The organism is Oceanidesulfovibrio marinus (assembly GCF_013085545.1).
GTDB classification, from domain to species: domain Bacteria; phylum Desulfobacterota; class Desulfovibrionia; order Desulfovibrionales; family Desulfovibrionaceae; genus Oceanidesulfovibrio; species Oceanidesulfovibrio marinus.
Genome location: NZ_CP039543.1, coordinates 308,425 through 323,873, shown reverse-complemented (window position 1 = coordinate 323,873; position 15,449 = coordinate 308,425). Strand labels below are relative to the sequence as shown.

The following is a 15,449-nucleotide window of genomic DNA, read 5'->3' as shown; positions in this document are numbered from 1 at the left end:
GCCTCCTCGGCCGCGGCTTCCTCTGCGGGAGCCTCGGCAGCGGTTTCCTCTACAGGAGCTTCCGCCTTGGCCTCCTCGGCCGGAGCGGCCTCGGGAGTCGGAGCGGCGGGCTTGGCGGCCTTGGCCGGCTTCTTCTTGGCCGGTTTGGGCTCTTCGCCGGCAGTGCGGGTGAACTCGATCACGGCCATGGGCGCACAGTCGCCGGCGCGGGGCACGGCAAGCTTGACCACGCGGGTGTAGCCGCCCTTCACGCCGACAAAGCGCGGGCCGATCTCGTCAAAGAGCTTCTTGACGAGCTGATGGTTCTCGAGCACGCGGTACGCCTGGCGACGGGCGTGAAGATCGTTGCGGAGAGCCAGGGTGATGAGCTTGTCGGCAACGGAGCGAAGCTCCTTGGCCTTGGCCTCGGTCGTCTTGATGCGGCCGTACGTAACCAGGGAGCGCGCCATGTTGCGGAACATGGCCTTGCGATGCGCCCAGGTACGGCCCAGTCGTCTGCCGCTTTTATTATGCCTCATTGTGCTCTTTCCTCTTAAGCCATTCTTGATAGCTCTGCTCGAAGCCCTCGATCTTCTGACCGAACTCGAGGCCCATGTCGTGGAGCACGCGCCGGATCTCGTCGAGGGATTTGCGGCCGAAGTTCTTGGTCTTCAGCATGTCGTTCTCGGTTCTCTGCACAAGCTCGCCCACCAGCGAGATGTTGGCGCTCTTCAGGCAGTTGGTGGCGCGAACGGAGAGTTCGAGCTCGTCGATGCTCTTGAAGAGGCTCTCGTTGAGGTCGGTGGGGGCGCTGCCGGACCGCTGCTTTTCCTCGGAGACGTGCTCATCGAAGTTGATGAACACGGAGAGCTGCTCCTTGAGGATCTTCGCGGAGTAGGCGATGGAATCCTCGGGAGTTATGGAGCCATCGGTCCAGACTTCGAGGATGAGCTTGTCGTAGTTGGTCATCTGGCCGACACGCGCGGGATCCACGGTGTACGCCACCTTGCGCACGGGGGAGAAAGAGGAGTCGAGCTTGATCAGCCCGATCTCTTCCGAGAGGCCCTCGTGCATCTCGGCCGGCACGTAGCCCTTGCCCATGCGGACTTCGATGTCGATCTTGAGGTCGACATCCTCCGAGAGCGTGGCGATGTGTTGATCCGGATTGAGCACGACGACGTTCTGGTTCTCCTTGATCGCGGCGGCGGTGACGACGCCCTTGCCCGAGGCAGTGAGCTGGATGTGCTGCGGTTCCTCGGAGGCCATGGCGAACCGGACGGCCTTGATGTTCAGAACGATGTCCGTCACATCTTCGATGACGCCCGGGATGGTCGTGAACTCGTGTTGTACGCCCTCGATGTTCACAGCCACCGGAGCCGCGCCCTGCAGCGACGACAGGAGAACGCGGCGCAGGGCGTTGCCTATCGTCGTGCCGAATCCGCGCTCCAGGGGCTCGCAAACAAACTTGCCATAGCTGGTGTCGCCCTTTGCATCGCGGACGATCTGCTCCGGCTTGACAAGCTCTTGCCAGTTGCGCGTGTTGATGAGGCGTTCGCCTTGCTTGATAAGCATAGCTATCCTGCGTTCTATTTGGAGTACAGCTCGACGATGAGCTGCTCATTGATCGGGAACTGAATGTCTTCGCGAGTGGGCAGCCCCGTCACGGTTCCCTTGAAGTTGGCGCCATCCACTTCCAGCCAGCCCGGCTGCGGACGACGCGCCATGACTTCCTGCGCTTCCATGATCACAGGGATCTTGCGGCTCTTCTCGCGCACGGTCAGCACATCTCCAGGACGGCAGGAAAGCGACGGAATGTTCGCCTTACGGCCGTTGAGCTGGAAGACGCCGTGGCGCACGAGCTGGCGCGCCTGGTCACGGGAGTTGGCAAAACCCATGCGATAGATGACGTTGTCCAGACGGCGCTCAAGCAGAATGAGCAGGTTGGCGCCGGTGACGCCCTTCATCATGTCGGCCTGGTGGAAGTACTTGCGGAACTGGTCCTCAAGAATTCCGTACATGCGGCGGACTTTCTGTTTCTCGCGCAGCTGAATGGCGTAGTCGCTCATCTTCTTGCGCATACGACCGGCATGGCCGGGAGCGTAGGGACGGCGCTCGTAAGCGCACTTGTCCGTGAAGCAGCGATCGCCCTTCAGGAATAATTTCATGCCTTCACGCCGGCACAACCGGCATTTGGCCTCATTATAGCGTGCCACCTGATTCCTCCTAGAATATGCAGGCTAGACGCGCCGCCGTTTCGGGGGGCGGCAGCCGTTGTGGGGGATGGGGGTCACGTCGCGAATGAAGGTGACCTTGAAGCCGACATTGTTGATGGCGCGCATGGCGGCCTCGCGTCCGGAGCCGGGACCTTTCACAAAGATACCGACGGAGCGCATGCCGTTGTCCTGGGCCACACGGGCGGCCTTTTCAGCAGCCATCTGGGCGGCGAACGGCGTGGACTTCCTGGAACCCTTGAAGCCACTGCCGCCGGCGGACGCCCAACTCACCACATTGCCCTTCGTATCGGTGAAGGTGATGATGGTGTTGTTGAAGGTCGCCTGGATGTGCGCCACCCCCACGGGGATATTCTTCTTTTCTCTTTTCTTGGCGGTGCGTTTCGGTCGAGCCATATCTCTTCTCTCTTGACTGTCGCAGAAGTTCCGAGCGGGCGGTTACTTCTTTTTCTTGCCCACGACGGAGCGGCGGGGCCCCTTGCGCGTACGGGCATTGGTGTGAGAACGCTGCCCACGCGCAGGCAGTCCGCGGCGATGACGCAGGCCGCGATAGCAGCCGATGTCCATAAGCCGCTTGATATTGGCCGAGATATCGCGACGCAGATCGCCCTCGACCTTGTGGTTACTTTCAATTTCCTTACGGATGGTGTTGACTTCCTCGGCCGTCAGATCGTCCGTGGTCTTTGTCCAGTCGACACCAGTCGTATCCAAAATCTCCAAAGCCGTCGTGCGGCCGATGCCGTAAATATAGGTCAGAGCGACATCCAGCCGTTTGGCCTTGGGCAGATCGATACCGGCGATTCTAGCCACGATACACCCCTCTTACCCTTGACGCTGTTTGTGTCTGGGGTTTTCACAAATCACCCTGAGCACTCCGTTGCGCCGGATGATCTTACACTTGGAACACATTTTCTTCACAGAAGGTCTGACTTTCATGACCTTTATCCTCGCTTCCTTGTCGCCCTGCGCCGACTTACGGCCGACTCAGGATGTATGGTCCGTTATCGGTCAGGGCAACCGAGTGCTCGAAATGACCAGAGAGGCTGCGGTCCTTGGTGACAGCGGTCCACTGGTCCGACAAAATTTCCACATCCGGTGAGCCCATAGTCACCATGGGCTCGATGGCCAGCACCATACCCGGCTTAAGCGGGATATCGGGCAGACCCTTGGGCACGAAGTTGGGCACCTCGGGCTTCTCGTGCAGGCGGCGGCCGATGCCGTGGCCCACAAAACGGCGGACAACGTCGAACCCGTGGGATTGGACGTGCCCTTGAACAGCTGCCGAGATATCGAACAGCGTATTGCCCGGTACGGCTTTCTCAATGCCCTTCATGAGCGATTCGCGCGTCACATCCAAGAGCTTCTGGACCTCCGGCTCGATGGTTCCGACAGCAACCGTTCGCGCCGAATCGCCGTAAAAGCCCTGGTAGATGACCCCCATATCGAAGCTCACGATATCGCCCTCCACGAGCTTGCGCTCAGAGGAAGGGAAGCCATGTACCACCTCTTCGTTCACAGAGCAACATAAAGTGAAAGGGAATCCCCCGTACCCGAGGAAGGCGGGCTTCACCTTTCGTTTCTTACAGATATCGACGGCGATCTTTTCGAACTCCATTGTCGGGACGCCAGGCTCGACTGCTGCCTCCAGGGCATCCAGGACCTCATAGACAATGAGGTTGGCTTCACGCATGAGCGAAATTTCGCTCGAATTCTTAAGAAACACTCCGCGATACTTCTTCAATGAACCATACACTCCTGCGGTGCGATACTACCGACCGCGACCACGGGATTTCTGCATCAACCCTTCATACTGCCTCGATATGAGGTAGGACTGAATCTGACCCATGAAATCCATGGCCACGCCGACTACGATGAGCAAGCTGGTGCCGCCAAAGTAGAAGGGAACGTTGACCTGACGGATGAGCAACATGGGCAGGACGCAGATCGCCGAAATATACAGCGCACCCCACAAGGTAATGCGCGTAAGCACTTTGTCTATGTACTCCTGGGTCCGCACGCCGGGCCGGATACCGGGAATAAAACCACCCTGGTTCTTCAGGTTCTCGGCGATGTCCTTCGGATCGAAGATGATCGCCGTGTAGAAGAAGCAGAAGAACACGATCATGGCTACGAAGAGCACCGAGTACAGAATGGTCTGCGGCATGAAGTAGGCCGCGATCCTCGAAAGCCAGTCCACATTGGAGAACTGCGCCAGCGTCGCCGGGAACATCAGGATGGACGAGGCAAAGATGGGCGGAATAACGCCTGCAGTGTTCACACGCAGGGGCAGATGGGTGGTCTGCCCGCCCATCATCTTGCGGCCCATCATACGCTTGGCGTACTGGATCGGAATCCTGCGCTGCGCACGCTCCATGAACACGATGAAGGCCAGCACGGCGACCATCACGGCCAAGATGAGCAGCAACACGAAGAGCGTCATTTCACCGGTGGACAGCAGCCGGAAGGTGTTGAAGGCGGCTTTCGGGAAACCCGCCACAATACCTGCAAAGATGATCAACGAGATGCCGTTGCCCAGCCCCTTTTCGGTGATCTGCTCGCCCAGCCACATGATGAACACGGTGCCGGTGGTGAGCGTGACGACCGTTACAAGCCGGAACGCCCAGCCTGCGTGTAGCACGACGGGTGCGCCGGTAGGGCTGGCCATGGACTCGAGTCCGACCGCGATGCCCATGCCCTGGACCACTGTGATGAGTACGGTGCCGTAGCGGGTGTACTGCGTGATCTTCTTGCGGCCGGCCTCCCCTTCCTCCTTCTGCAGCCGCTTGAGCTCGGGGCTCGCCACGGTGAGCAGCTGGATAATAATGGAAGCGGAGATGTAGGGCATGATGCCCAGCGCGAAGATGGACAGGTTGCGCAGGCCGCCGCCGGAGAACATGTCGAAGAGGCCGAACAGGGTGTTCTGCGCACTGGCGAAGAACTCCTGCAGAGCGCTGACGTCCACGCCCGGTACGGGAACGTGGATGCCGACGCGGTACACCGCGAGCAGCAAGAAGGTCCAAAAAAGCTTCTTGCGCAGCTCAGGCAGGCGCGCGAGATTCTCGACTCCGGAAAGGGCCACAGACTCCCCCTACTCTTCTCCGCCAGCGGCGGCATTGGGTTCCACAGACTGTCCTTCCAGCGACTTGGCAGAGCCGCCAGCCTTGGCGATCTTCTCGGCGGCAGAGGCGCTGAAGCGGTGGGCTTCAACGGTGACTGCAGCCGACACTTCGCCACGGCCGAGAACCTTCACGGGCATGTCCTTCTTGCACAGGCCCTTGGCGTAGATGTCCTCGACGGTGATGGCGCTCTGCCCCTCGAAGGCCTGAATCAGGTCGTCGAGGTTCACCGGGGCGTACTCGGTGCGGAAGGGATTCTTGAATCCGCGCTTGGGCAGCCGACGGTTCAGGGGCATCTGGCCGCCCTCAAAACCGGGACGGACGCCGCCGCCTGCACGGGAGTTCTGGCCCTTGTTACCCTTGCCGGAGGTGCAGCCCCAGCCGGAGGCGGAGCCACGACCCACGCGCTTGCGATTCTTGCGCTCTTCCGGGAATGGATAGAGATCGTTCAGCTTCATGATTCTTTTACCTCGACAAGATGCTTGACGGTCTCGATCATGCCCCAGGTCGACTTGTTGTCGGGCAGGGTCTTCTCTTGCCGGATTTTTCTCAAGCCCATGGCGGCAAGGGTCCTACGCTGGGTAGGATTGCAGCCGATGAGGCTTTTCTTCAGAGTCACGGTAGGCATTGCGTTCGTCCCTACTTTCTCGGCGTATGAAGCTCCTTGCCGCGGATGGCGCCCACCTCGTCTGCGTTACGCAGGGAGGACAGGCCAGCCATGGTGGCGTGGAGCACGTTGTGCGGGTTGTTGGTGCCGATGGCCTTGGTCAGGATGTCCGAAACACCGCATGCTTCCATGACAGCGCGCACCGGGCCGCCGGCGATGATGCCGGTACCCTTGGAAGCGGGCTTCAGCAGAACGCGACCGGCGCCGTAGCGGCCGAGAATCTCGTAAGGCAGCGTACCGTCGATGAGCGGGACCTTAACCATGTCCTTGCGCGCGCGTTCCGTAGCTTTGCGGATGGCTTCAGGCACTTCCTGGGCCTTGCCGAGTCCGAAGCCGACCGAACCCTGGCCGTCGCCCACGACAACGAGGGCGGAGAAGCTGAAGCGGCGTCCGCCCTTGACCACTTTGGCAACGCGGTTCAAGTAGACGATCTTCTCTATGAATCCGAGGTCGTTAGTTTCCATGGCCGTTCCTAGAACTTGAGCCCGCCTTCCCTGGCGCCGTCGGCGAGGGATTTGACGCGGCCGTGATAGATGTACCCATTGCGGTCGAAGACCACCTCTTCAATGTTGTGCTCCTTGGCGAGGCGGGCGATGTCCTTGCCCACTTCGGCCGCAGAATCCTTGTTTGCCTTCATGGACTCGCCTTTGGCTTTGCCCAGAGACAGAGAGGAAGAGGCGGCGATGGTCGCGCCGGCGTTGTCGTCCACGAGCTGTGCGTAGATAGACGAGTTGGACCGGAAGACGACAAGACGGGGCCGCTCGGAGGTGCCGCGAATCTTCTTGCGGATGCGCATTTTGCGCCGTCTGCGGGCTTGTTCCTTGCTGAGCTTCATGATTCATATCCCTCTTACTTGCCGCCGGACTTACCGGCTTTGCGACGGATGGTCTCGGTCGTGTACTTGATGCCCTTGCCCTTGTAGGGTTCGGGTTCGCGAACACGGCGAATACGCGCCGCCATCTCGCCCACCATCTGCTTGTCGATGCCCATGATGGTGAGTTTATTGCCTTCGACCTTAGCCTCCATGCCCTTGGGCAGCTCCATGAGCACGGGGTGGGAGTAGCCCACGGCCAGCTCAATGGTGTTGCCCTTGACGTTGACCTTGTAGCCCACGCCGATGACTTCCAGGGACTTCTCAAAGCCCTTGGACACACCTTCGATGGCATTGGCCAGGAGGGTCCGGCGCAGGCCGTGCTGGGCACGGGCAAGGCGGGATTCGTCCGCGCGGGACACGCGGATGTTACCGTCCTCGAGCTCGTACTTCACGGACTCGTGCGTCGGCGTGGTCAGAGCGCCTTTGGGGCCTTTGACGTGGATTTCATCGTCCTTGAACTGGACTTCCACGCCGGAGGGCACCGGAATCGTCAGTTTGCCTATACGAGACATTGTATTGTCCTCTACCAGATTTCACACAGGACTTCGCCGCCCACGTGGGCTTCGGTGGCCTTCTGGCCGGCGAGAAGTCCCTTGGACGTGGACAGGATGCAGATGCCAAGGCCATTCTGCACGCGCGGGATATCCGTAGCGGGGACATAAACACGACGACCAGGCTTGGAAATCTTCTTCAAACCGGCGACCGCGGGTTTGCCGCCCACGTACTTGAGCTCCAGGGTAATGGTACGCTCGTCGGTGGTGAAGCCTTCGATGTAGCCTTCATCCTGGAGGATGGCGGCGATGGCTTCTTTCATGCGCGAACGCGGCACGGCCACATCTTTGTGCAAGGCGTGGAACGCATTGCGGATGCGGGCGAGCATATCGGAGACGGGATCGGATATATTCATCGTCTGCTCCTTACCAGCTCGACTTGCGCACGCCGGGCAGTTCGCCGGCCAGTGCCATGTTGCGGAAACAAACACGGCAGATGCCGAACTTGCGCATGAAGGCACGCGGCCGGCCGCAGATGGGGCAGCGGTTCATACGCCGCGACGAGAACTTTGCCTTGCGGCGCGCTCTGACTTCAAGTGCGGTGCGTGACAAGACGGCTCCTCCTTACTTGCGGAACGGCATACCCAGCAGTGTCAGCAGGGTCTTGCCTTCCTTATCGGTGGTGGCGGAGGTCACGATGGTCACGTTGAGCCCCTTGACAAACTCCACCTTATCAATTTCGAGTTCCGGGAAGATGGTGAGTTCCTTGATTCCCAGGGTAAAGTTGCCGCGACCGTCGAATCCACGGTCCGGAACGCCCCGGAAGTCACGAACGCGCGGAAGCGCGAAGTTCACCAGCTTGTCCAGAAAATCCCACATACGTTCGTGGCGAAGCGTCACGCGGCAGCCGATGGGCATGCCTTCTCTGAGCTTGAACGAGGCGATGGACTTCTTCGCCCGGGTCACAACGGCCTTCTGTGCGGACAGGCTCGTCAGTTCCGCCACGGCGTCGTCGATGATCTTCTGGTTCTGACTGCCCTCGCCCAGACCGATGTTCAGAGAGATCTTCTCCAGACGCGGGATCTGCATGGGCGAAGAGTAGCCGTACTCCTTCAAGAGCTCCGGCGACACCTTTTCCTGGTATATTTGTTCCAGCCTGGTCATGGCTTGGCTCCTAATCCACTATCTCGTTGCACTTCTTGCAGAAGCGCACCTTCTTGCCGTCCTCGGTGAAACGATACCCGATTCGGGTCGGCTCGGTGCACGCCTGGCACAGAAGCATCACGTTGGAGATGGCGATGGGCGCCTCTTTCTCGACGATGCCGCCGGGTTGCTGCGCGTACGGGTTGCCCTTGGTGTGCCGCTTCACCATGTTCACCTTCTCAACCAGGACACGGTCGTGCTTCTTGTCGATATTCAGAATCTTACCGACCTTGCCCTTGTCCTTGCCGGAGGTGACCATGACGCGGTCATCCTTCTTGATGCGATATTTCTTCATGGCGCTCACCTTAGAGGACCTCGGGCGCGAGCGAGACGATCTTCATGAAGTTCCTCGCGCGCAGCTCGCGGGCCACGGGGCCGAAGATGCGTGTTCCCACCGGCTCGCCCTGGTTGTTGAGCAGCACCGCGGAGTTGTTGTCGAAACGGATGTACGATCCGTCGGGACGGCGCAGCTCCTTCTTGGTGCGCACCACGACGGCCTTCATCACGTCGCCCTTCTTCACTTTGGAGTGGGGCATGGCCTCTTTCACCGAGACGACGATGATGTCGCCCACGCTGGCGTAACGACGGCGGCTGCCGCCCAGAACCTTGATGCAGGAGATACGCTTGGCGCCGGAGTTGTCGGCCACGTCCAGATTGCTTTCCACTTGAATCATGACTCTACCCCTAGACAGCCTTCTCGAGTACTTGCACCAGCTGCCAGCGCTTGCGGCGCGAAAGCGGACGGCTCTCGATGATCTGTACCTTGTCGCCGATCTTGCACTCGTTGGCAGGATCGTGCGCCATGAATTTCTTACGCCGGCTGATATACTTCTTGTACAAGGGATGCTTCACCACGGTGTCAACGGTCACGACAATGGTCTTGTCGTTGGCGTCGCTGACAACCTTGCCAACCAGCACCCGCTTGCTCGACTTATGGGTCTCGGCCATGGCTTAGGCCCCCTTCTGCTTTTCGCTGAGCACGGTGAGAATCCGCGCAATGTTCTTCTTGACCTGCGGAATCCGCGCCGTGTTCTCCAGCTGCGCCGTGGCGTGCTGGAAGCGGAGGTTGAAGAGCTCTTCGCGGAAGGAAGCGAGCTTGGCGTTCAGCTCATCGTGAGAGAGCTTGTTGAATTCGTTCGCTTGCATCCTAGAGGCCCTCCCTCAGCACAATGGCCGTCTTCACAGGGAGCTTGTGCGCTGCGCGGGTCAGGGCTTCCTTGGCGAGCTCCAGGCTAACGCCCTTGATCTCGTAGAGGACCTTGCCCGGCTTCACCGGCGCGCACCAGCCCACCGGAGCACCCTTACCTTTACCCTGCCGAGTTTCAGCAGGCTTCGCGGTTACGGGTTTGTCCGGGAAAACGCGGATCCAGACCTTACCGCCACGCTTGATGTGGCGCATCATGGCCACACGGGCGGCCTCGATCTGCTGGCTGGAGATCTTGCCGTGTTCCAGCGTCTTCAGGCCGATATCACCGAAAGCAACGTAGTTGCCGCGGAGCGCCTTGCCGCGCAGACGACCCTTCTGCTGCTTTCTGAATTTGATTCTTCTCGGGGAAAGCATCTTACTGCTCCGTTTCCTGGTCGAGGATGTCGCCTTTGTAGATCCAAACTTTCACACCAATGACACCATAGGTGGTGTTGGCGCGTGCTACACCGAACTGCAGATCTGCGCGCAGGGTGTGCAGCGGCACGCGGCCATCACGGTACCATTCAGAGCGCGCGATCTCGGCGCCGGCCAGACGACCTGCGCAGTAGACCTTGATGCCTTCGGCGCCGAACTTGCGGGCCAGGCTCACCGTGCGCTTCATGGCGCGGCGGAAAGCGACGCGGCGTTCGAGCTGCATGGCAATGTTCTCGGCCACGAGCTGTGCGTCCACTTCGGGGCGGCGGATCTCATTGACCTCGATGCCGAACTCCTTGCCGAACTTCCGGCGCAGATCGCTGCGGAGCTTTTCGATCTCCACGCCCTTGCGGCCGATGACGATGCCGGGACGGGCGGTGTGGATGATCAGGCGGATCTTGCCGCCTGCGCGCTCGATCTCGATCTTGGAGACTCCGGCGTGGTACAGCGTCTTCTTCACAAAGGTGCGGATCTTGTGATCCTCGAAGACGTAACTCGGATAATCTTTCTTGGAGTACCAGCGCGACAGCCAATTCTTGTTGTAGCCGAGCCGGAATCCGTACGGATGAACTTTTTGACCCATAGCGTTACCTATGCTTCCTCGCCTTCTTCCACCACGACAGTGATGTGGCTGGTTCGCTTGAGTATCCTGTTCACACGGCCCATGGCGCGGGGCATGAAACGTTTCCACGTGGGGCCTTCGTCAACGATGATCTGCTTGACGACCAGGCTATCCACGTCCACGCCGCCAAGCTGCTCGGCGTTGGCTACAGCGGAATCAAGCACTTTATTCAGAACCTTTGCCGCTTTCTTCGGTGTGAACTTCAGGATGTTCACCGCCTCCTCGACAGGCAGGCCCTTGACGTTCTTCGCCACGAGCCGCGCCTTGCGAGGGGCAATGCGCATGTATTTGGCGGTCGCTCTTGCTTCCATGGTCCTTCACTCCTTACTCGTAGAGCCGGCTACCGCTTGGCTTTGGACTTCTTGTCGGCGGCGTGCCCATGGTAGGTACGGGTAGGCGAAAACTCGCCCAACTTGTGGCCTACCATGTTTTCGGTCACGAATACCGGGATGAATTTTTTGCCGTTATGCACCGCAAAGGTCATACCGACCATTTCGGGCACGATGGTGGAGCGGCGCGACCAGGTCTTGATGACCCGGCGGTCGCCGGACTCGCCGGCGCGCTCCACTTTCTTGATCAGGTGGTCGTCCACAAAAGGACCTTTCTTGAGCGACCTGGGCATGTTGTCCCTCTCTCCTACTTCTCACCGCGGCGTTTGACGATGAGCTTGCTCGAAGATTTCTTCTTGTTACGGGTCTTGTAGCCCTTGGTAGGCTTACCCCAGGGGGAGACCGGATGGCGGCCGCCGGAAGAACGGCCCTCACCACCACCCAGGGGGTGGTCGATCGGGTTCATGGCGACGCCGCGGACCTTGGGCCGATTCCCTTTCCAACGGGAGCGACCGGCCTTACCCAGGGATATGTTCTCATGATCCAGGTTGCCCACCTGGCCGACCGTGGCGGCACCGGCGGACAGGACGCGGCGCACCTCGCCCGAGGGCAGGCGCAGCAGCGCGTACTTTCCTTCTTTGGCCACGAGCTGGGCGTAGGTGCCGGCAGCGCGGCAAATCTGGCCGCCCTTGCCCGGGTGCAGCTCCACGTTGTGCACGATGGTGCCCACGGGGATGCGCGACAGGGTCAGCGCGTTGCCAGGCTTGATGTCAGCCGTATCGCCGGACAGCAGCGTGTCGCCGGGGCGAACGCCCACAGGGGCCAGGATATAGCGCTTATCGCCATCGGCGTAGTGCAGAAGAGCGATGCGCGCGCTGCGGTTGGGATCGTACTCGATGCTCGCAACCTTGGCGGGCACGCCGGTCTTCTGGCGCTTGAAGTCGACGATCCTGTAACGGCGCTTGTGACCGCCGCCGCGACGGCGAGCCGTCACGCGGCCGTACGAGTTGCGGCCGGACTTTTTGGTCAGACCGACGGTGAGCGACTTCTCGGGCTCGACCGCGGTGATCTCCGTGAAATCGGCAAGCGTCTGGAACCGCCGACCCGGAGACGTAGGCTTTAATTTGCGTACAGCCATTTCGCTACACTCCCTCGAAGAACTCGATTTTCTCGCCCGGCGCGAGCGTCACGTACGCTTTCTTGTGGCCGGATTGCCTGCCAACGGCGCGGCCGAAACGCGTCCGGACCGAAGGCCGCTTGCGGACCACATTGACGCCTTCCACCTTGACGTCGAAAGCCTGCTCAACAGCTTTCTTGATCTCGATCTTGTTCGCCTTGGGGTGGACGTAGAAGACGACCTGGTTGGCGAACTCCTTGGAGAGGGTGGCCTTCTCCGAGATGAGCGGCTTTAAGAGTATTTGTGTGTAGTCCATTTGTTCGTCCTCTATTACTGACGCTCCGCGTGCGGGACCGAGGGGTACAAAAAAAAGCCCCCCGGGCTTCTCTGGAAGCGGTCGTTCGTGCTAGCTCAACCGCTCCTGCACGGCCTTGGCGGCGTCCTCGGTGAGGATCAGCTCGGAGTGCACGAGGATATCGCGAACACCGAATGTGTCTTTGGTCAGCACCGTTACGCCGGGAACATTCCTTGCCGAAAGAGAGAGAGTGTTATCCTCTTCCCCCACAACAATCAAGACTTTTTTTGCGCCGAGAGCGTTCTTCACATCAACGAAGTTCTTGGTCTTCGCCTCGGGAAGCTCAAAGCCCTTGACGATCATCAGCTTCTCCTCGGCAAAACGCGAGGACAGAGCCATCTTCATGGCGAGCTGTTTGATCTTCTTGTTGACCTTGAAGCCGTACTCCCGGGGCTGGGGGCCGAACACAGTAGCGCCGTGCCGCCACAGGGGCGAACGAGTGGTACCGGCGCGTGCGCGGCCGGTGCCTTTCTGGCGCCAGGGTTTCTTACCGCCGCCGGAAATCTTGGCGCGGTTCTTGGTGGCGTGGGTGCCGGCGCGGCGGATGGTCTCCTGATGGCGCACCACGAGATGCAGGATCTCGGGCTTGATGGCCACTTCGAAGACTTCAGGGGCGAGCTCCAGCGTTCCCACTTCTTTCTTGGTCTGGTCGTATACGGATATCGTAGGCATGTGCCTGTCCTCTCTCGTCGCCTCAGGACTTCTTGAAGATCATGACCAGGCCGTTGCGGGGCCCGGGCACAGCGCCGCGGATGATGAGCAGGTTATCCTCGGGACGAACGTCGACAACTTCGAGGTTGCCGGTCGTCACGGTCTTGTTGCCCATCTGTCCAGGCATCTTCTTGCCTTTGAAGACTTTGCTGGGGAAGGTTGCGTGGCCCACGGAGCCGGGCTTGCGGTGCACCTTCTCGTGGCCGTGGCTCGCGGGGGAGCCGCCAAAGTTCCAGCGCTTCATGACGCCCTGGAAACCCTTACCGATGGAGGTGCCGGAAACCTTGACCTTCTCACCGGGGTTGAACAGTTCCACCGTAAGCTCCTGGCCGAGTTCGTACTCGTCCACGTTGGCGATGCGGAACTCGCGGAGCATGCGGAAGAGGCCCTTGTCGGCCTTCTTCTGGTGGCCCTGCTGGGGCTTGTTGACCTTCCGCTCCGGTACTGCGTCGAACCCTACCTGGATGGCGGAGTAGCCGTCCGTGTCGGGATTCTTGATCTGAATCACAGGGCAGGGGCCGGCTTCAACCACGGTGCACGGAACAGCCGTGCCGTCCTGGTTGAAGATACGGGTCATGCCCAGTTTGCGTCCAAGTATGCCGAGTGCCATGGCGCGCCTCGCTACAGTTTGATCTCGACATCCACGCCGGCGGGCAGCGAAAGCTTGCCAAGTGCGTCGACGGTCTGCTGAGTGGGCTCGAGGATATCCAGGAGCCGCTTGTGAATACGCATTTCGAACTGCTCGCGGGACTTCTTGTCCACGTGCGGGCTGCGGTTGACGGTGAACTTGTGGATGTTCGTCGGCAGGGGCACGGGGCCGCCAATGCCGGCGCCAGTATTGCGCGCCGTGTCCACAATCTCAGCAACCGCCTTGTCCAGAATGCGGTAATCGTAAGCCTTGAGCTTGATACGAATACGGTCGGAAGAAACCATGTCTTACTCCGTGATCTCCGAGACAACGCCGGCGCCGACGGTGCGGCCGCCTTCGCGAATCGCGAAGCGCAGACCCTTCTCCATGGCGATGGGGACGATGAGCTCGACGTTGAAGGTCGCGTTGTCGCCGGGCATGACCATCTCCACACCCTCTTCCAGGGTGATCACGCCGGTCACGTCCGTGGTACGGAAGTAGAACTGCGGACGGTAGCCAGAGAAGAACGGCGTGTGACGGCCGCCCTCTTCCTTGGAGAGCACGTACACCTCGGCTTTGAACTTGCGGTGCGGGGTGATGGTGCCCGGACGCGCCAGAACCTGGCCGCGCTCCACATCCTCGCGCTTGATGCCGCGCAGCAGAACACCCACGTTGTCGCCGGCCTGACCCTGATCCAGGATCTTGCGGAACATCTCGACGCCCGTGCAGGTCGTCTTCACGGTGTCCTTCATGCCGACGATCTCGATCTCCTCGCCCACCTTGATGACGCCGCGGTCAACACGACCGGTCACCACGGTGCCGCGGCCGGAGATGGAGAACACGTCCTCGATGGGCATCAGGAACGGCTTGTCGATGTCGCGCTCGGGCTCGGGAATGTAGCTGTCCAGAGCTTCCATCAGCTCGAAGATCGGCTTGGCTGCCTCGTCGTCCGGGGTGTCGCACTCAAGAGCCTTGAGCGCGCTACCCAGGACCACCGGAATGTCGTCGCCCGGGTACTCGTAGCTGGTGAGCAGCTCGCGGACTTCGAGCTCGACCAGCTCCAGAAGCTCGGGGTCGTCCACCAGGTCCACCTTGTTCAGGAAGACAACCAGGGACGGCACGCCGACCTGACGGGCGAGCAGGATGTGCTCACGAGTCTGCGGCATGGGGCCGTCGGTGGCGGCGACCACCAGGATGGCGCCGTCCATCTGCGCCGCACCGGTGATCATGTTCTTGATGTAGTCGGCGTGGCCGGGGCAGTCCACGTGTGCGTAGTGGCGCTTGTCGGTCTCATACTCCACGTGAGCGGTGGCGATGGTGATGCCGCGCTCCTTCTCCTCGGGGGCCTTGTCGATCTCGTCGAAGGCGATGTAGCTGCCACCGGCCTTCATGGAGAGGATCTTGGTAATGGCCGCCGTGAGGGTGGTCTTGCCGTGGTCGATGTGGCCGACTGTGCCCACGTTGACGTGCGGCTTACTGCGTTCGTACTTGGCTTTGCCCATGAT

General features: G+C 60.4%; 29 protein-coding genes and 1 pseudogene. All 30 read right to left on the bottom strand.

Annotated elements, in window-relative coordinates; translation table 11 throughout:
• Positions 1–119 precede the first annotated feature (119 nt).
• A pseudogene (gene rplQ / locus E8L03_RS21140) lies at positions 120–518 on the bottom strand (50S ribosomal protein L17); the annotation flags it as partial.
• Positions 508–1,551, bottom strand: coding sequence for a DNA-directed RNA polymerase subunit alpha (locus E8L03_RS01485; RefSeq protein WP_144306395.1), 1,044 nt, complete (start codon positions 1,549–1,551; stop codon positions 508–510). The pseudogene rplQ and the gene E8L03_RS01485, both read right to left, overlap by 11 nt.
• Before the next feature lie 14 nt (positions 1,552–1,565).
• Positions 1,566–2,192, bottom strand: coding sequence for a 30S ribosomal protein S4 (gene rpsD / locus E8L03_RS01480; protein ID WP_144306394.1), 627 nt, complete (start codon positions 2,190–2,192; stop codon positions 1,566–1,568).
• A gap of 24 nt (positions 2,193–2,216) precedes the next feature.
• On the bottom strand, positions 2,217–2,606 hold the full coding sequence (gene rpsK / locus E8L03_RS01475; RefSeq protein WP_144306393.1) for a 30S ribosomal protein S11: 390 nt from the start codon (positions 2,604–2,606) through the stop codon (positions 2,217–2,219).
• Between the two features lie 42 nt (positions 2,607–2,648).
• Positions 2,649–3,020, bottom strand: a complete 372-nt coding sequence (gene rpsM / locus E8L03_RS01470) for a 30S ribosomal protein S13 (protein WP_144306392.1) — start codon at positions 3,018–3,020, stop codon at positions 2,649–2,651.
• A 12-nt stretch (positions 3,021–3,032) separates the two neighbouring features.
• The gene (gene rpmJ / locus E8L03_RS01465; protein WP_013515150.1) at positions 3,033–3,146 is read right to left on the bottom strand and encodes a 50S ribosomal protein L36; all 114 of its coding nucleotides are present in this window, start codon (positions 3,144–3,146) and stop codon (positions 3,033–3,035) included.
• 37 nt (positions 3,147–3,183) lie between these two features.
• Complete coding sequence (gene map, locus E8L03_RS01460; RefSeq protein WP_144306391.1) at positions 3,184–3,951, bottom strand: type I methionyl aminopeptidase; 768 nt, start codon at positions 3,949–3,951, stop codon at positions 3,184–3,186.
• A gap of 27 nt (positions 3,952–3,978) precedes the next feature.
• Complete coding sequence (gene secY / locus E8L03_RS01455; RefSeq protein WP_144306390.1) at positions 3,979–5,289, bottom strand: preprotein translocase subunit SecY; 1,311 nt, start codon at positions 5,287–5,289, stop codon at positions 3,979–3,981.
• Between the two features lie 9 nt (positions 5,290–5,298).
• Positions 5,299–5,784: a 50S ribosomal protein L15 gene (gene rplO, locus E8L03_RS01450; protein ID WP_144306389.1), complete on the bottom strand. Its 486-nt coding sequence runs from the start codon at positions 5,782–5,784 to the stop codon at positions 5,299–5,301.
• On the bottom strand, positions 5,781–5,954 hold the full coding sequence (gene rpmD / locus E8L03_RS01445; RefSeq protein ID WP_144306388.1) for a 50S ribosomal protein L30: 174 nt from the start codon (positions 5,952–5,954) through the stop codon (positions 5,781–5,783). The genes rplO and rpmD overlap by 4 nt, the downstream gene beginning before the upstream one ends.
• A gap of 11 nt (positions 5,955–5,965) precedes the next feature.
• Positions 5,966–6,457 (bottom strand): 30S ribosomal protein S5, encoded by a 492-nt coding sequence (rpsE, locus tag E8L03_RS01440; RefSeq protein WP_144306387.1) that lies wholly within the window; start codon positions 6,455–6,457, stop codon positions 5,966–5,968.
• 8 nt (positions 6,458–6,465) lie between these two features.
• Complete coding sequence (gene rplR, locus E8L03_RS01435) at positions 6,466–6,828, bottom strand: 50S ribosomal protein L18 (protein WP_144306386.1); 363 nt, start codon at positions 6,826–6,828, stop codon at positions 6,466–6,468.
• Between the two features lie 14 nt (positions 6,829–6,842).
• The gene (gene rplF / locus E8L03_RS01430; protein ID WP_144306385.1) at positions 6,843–7,379 is read right to left on the bottom strand and encodes a 50S ribosomal protein L6; all 537 of its coding nucleotides are present in this window, start codon (positions 7,377–7,379) and stop codon (positions 6,843–6,845) included.
• 11 nt (positions 7,380–7,390) lie between these two features.
• The gene (rpsH, locus tag E8L03_RS01425) at positions 7,391–7,774 is read right to left on the bottom strand and encodes a 30S ribosomal protein S8 (protein WP_144306384.1); all 384 of its coding nucleotides are present in this window, start codon (positions 7,772–7,774) and stop codon (positions 7,391–7,393) included.
• A gap of 10 nt (positions 7,775–7,784) precedes the next feature.
• Positions 7,785–7,970 carry a type Z 30S ribosomal protein S14 gene (locus E8L03_RS01420; RefSeq protein ID WP_144306383.1) on the bottom strand — a complete coding sequence of 62 codons (186 nt, stop codon included), beginning with the start codon at positions 7,968–7,970 and terminating at the stop codon, positions 7,785–7,787.
• A gap of 12 nt (positions 7,971–7,982) precedes the next feature.
• On the bottom strand, positions 7,983–8,522 hold the full coding sequence (gene rplE, locus E8L03_RS01415; protein ID WP_144306382.1) for a 50S ribosomal protein L5: 540 nt from the start codon (positions 8,520–8,522) through the stop codon (positions 7,983–7,985).
• Between the two features lie 10 nt (positions 8,523–8,532).
• On the bottom strand, positions 8,533–8,856 hold the full coding sequence (rplX, locus tag E8L03_RS01410; RefSeq protein WP_144306381.1) for a 50S ribosomal protein L24: 324 nt from the start codon (positions 8,854–8,856) through the stop codon (positions 8,533–8,535).
• Between the two features lie 10 nt (positions 8,857–8,866).
• Positions 8,867–9,235, bottom strand: a complete 369-nt coding sequence (rplN, locus tag E8L03_RS01405) for a 50S ribosomal protein L14 (protein WP_144306380.1) — start codon at positions 9,233–9,235, stop codon at positions 8,867–8,869.
• Between the two features lie 10 nt (positions 9,236–9,245).
• Positions 9,246–9,509: a 30S ribosomal protein S17 gene (rpsQ, locus tag E8L03_RS01400; RefSeq protein WP_144306379.1), complete on the bottom strand. Its 264-nt coding sequence runs from the start codon at positions 9,507–9,509 to the stop codon at positions 9,246–9,248.
• Positions 9,510–9,512: 3 nt separating this feature from the next.
• A complete protein-coding gene (gene rpmC / locus E8L03_RS01395) occupies positions 9,513–9,707 on the bottom strand; it encodes a 50S ribosomal protein L29 (RefSeq protein ID WP_144306378.1) in 195 nt (64 codons plus the stop codon).
• A gap of 1 nt (position 9,708) precedes the next feature.
• Positions 9,709–10,122: a 50S ribosomal protein L16 gene (gene rplP / locus E8L03_RS01390; protein WP_144306377.1), complete on the bottom strand. Its 414-nt coding sequence runs from the start codon at positions 10,120–10,122 to the stop codon at positions 9,709–9,711.
• A gap of 1 nt (position 10,123) precedes the next feature.
• Positions 10,124–10,765: a 30S ribosomal protein S3 gene (gene rpsC, locus E8L03_RS01385; protein WP_144306376.1), complete on the bottom strand. Its 642-nt coding sequence runs from the start codon at positions 10,763–10,765 to the stop codon at positions 10,124–10,126.
• Positions 10,766–10,773: 8 nt separating this feature from the next.
• Positions 10,774–11,115 carry a 50S ribosomal protein L22 gene (gene rplV, locus E8L03_RS01380; protein ID WP_144306375.1) on the bottom strand — a complete coding sequence of 114 codons (342 nt, stop codon included), beginning with the start codon at positions 11,113–11,115 and terminating at the stop codon, positions 10,774–10,776.
• Between the two features lie 29 nt (positions 11,116–11,144).
• Entirely contained in the window at positions 11,145–11,426 is a 282-nt protein-coding gene (gene rpsS / locus E8L03_RS01375) for a 30S ribosomal protein S19 (RefSeq protein ID WP_144306374.1), read from the bottom strand.
• A 14-nt stretch (positions 11,427–11,440) separates the two neighbouring features.
• Complete coding sequence (gene rplB / locus E8L03_RS01370) at positions 11,441–12,271, bottom strand: 50S ribosomal protein L2 (RefSeq protein WP_144306373.1); 831 nt, start codon at positions 12,269–12,271, stop codon at positions 11,441–11,443.
• A 4-nt stretch (positions 12,272–12,275) separates the two neighbouring features.
• On the bottom strand, positions 12,276–12,566 hold the full coding sequence (gene rplW / locus E8L03_RS01365) for a 50S ribosomal protein L23 (RefSeq protein WP_144306372.1): 291 nt from the start codon (positions 12,564–12,566) through the stop codon (positions 12,276–12,278).
• 90 nt (positions 12,567–12,656) lie between these two features.
• On the bottom strand, positions 12,657–13,277 hold the full coding sequence (gene rplD / locus E8L03_RS01360; protein ID WP_144306371.1) for a 50S ribosomal protein L4: 621 nt from the start codon (positions 13,275–13,277) through the stop codon (positions 12,657–12,659).
• A 22-nt stretch (positions 13,278–13,299) separates the two neighbouring features.
• Positions 13,300–13,926, bottom strand: a complete 627-nt coding sequence (gene rplC / locus E8L03_RS01355) for a 50S ribosomal protein L3 (RefSeq protein WP_144306370.1) — start codon at positions 13,924–13,926, stop codon at positions 13,300–13,302.
• Positions 13,927–13,937: 11 nt separating this feature from the next.
• Positions 13,938–14,249, bottom strand: a complete 312-nt coding sequence (gene rpsJ, locus E8L03_RS01350; protein WP_144306369.1) for a 30S ribosomal protein S10 — start codon at positions 14,247–14,249, stop codon at positions 13,938–13,940.
• 3 nt (positions 14,250–14,252) lie between these two features.
• Entirely contained in the window at positions 14,253–15,446 is a 1,194-nt protein-coding gene (gene tuf, locus E8L03_RS01345; protein ID WP_171266355.1) for an elongation factor Tu, read from the bottom strand.
• Positions 15,447–15,449: the final 3 nt, after the last annotated feature.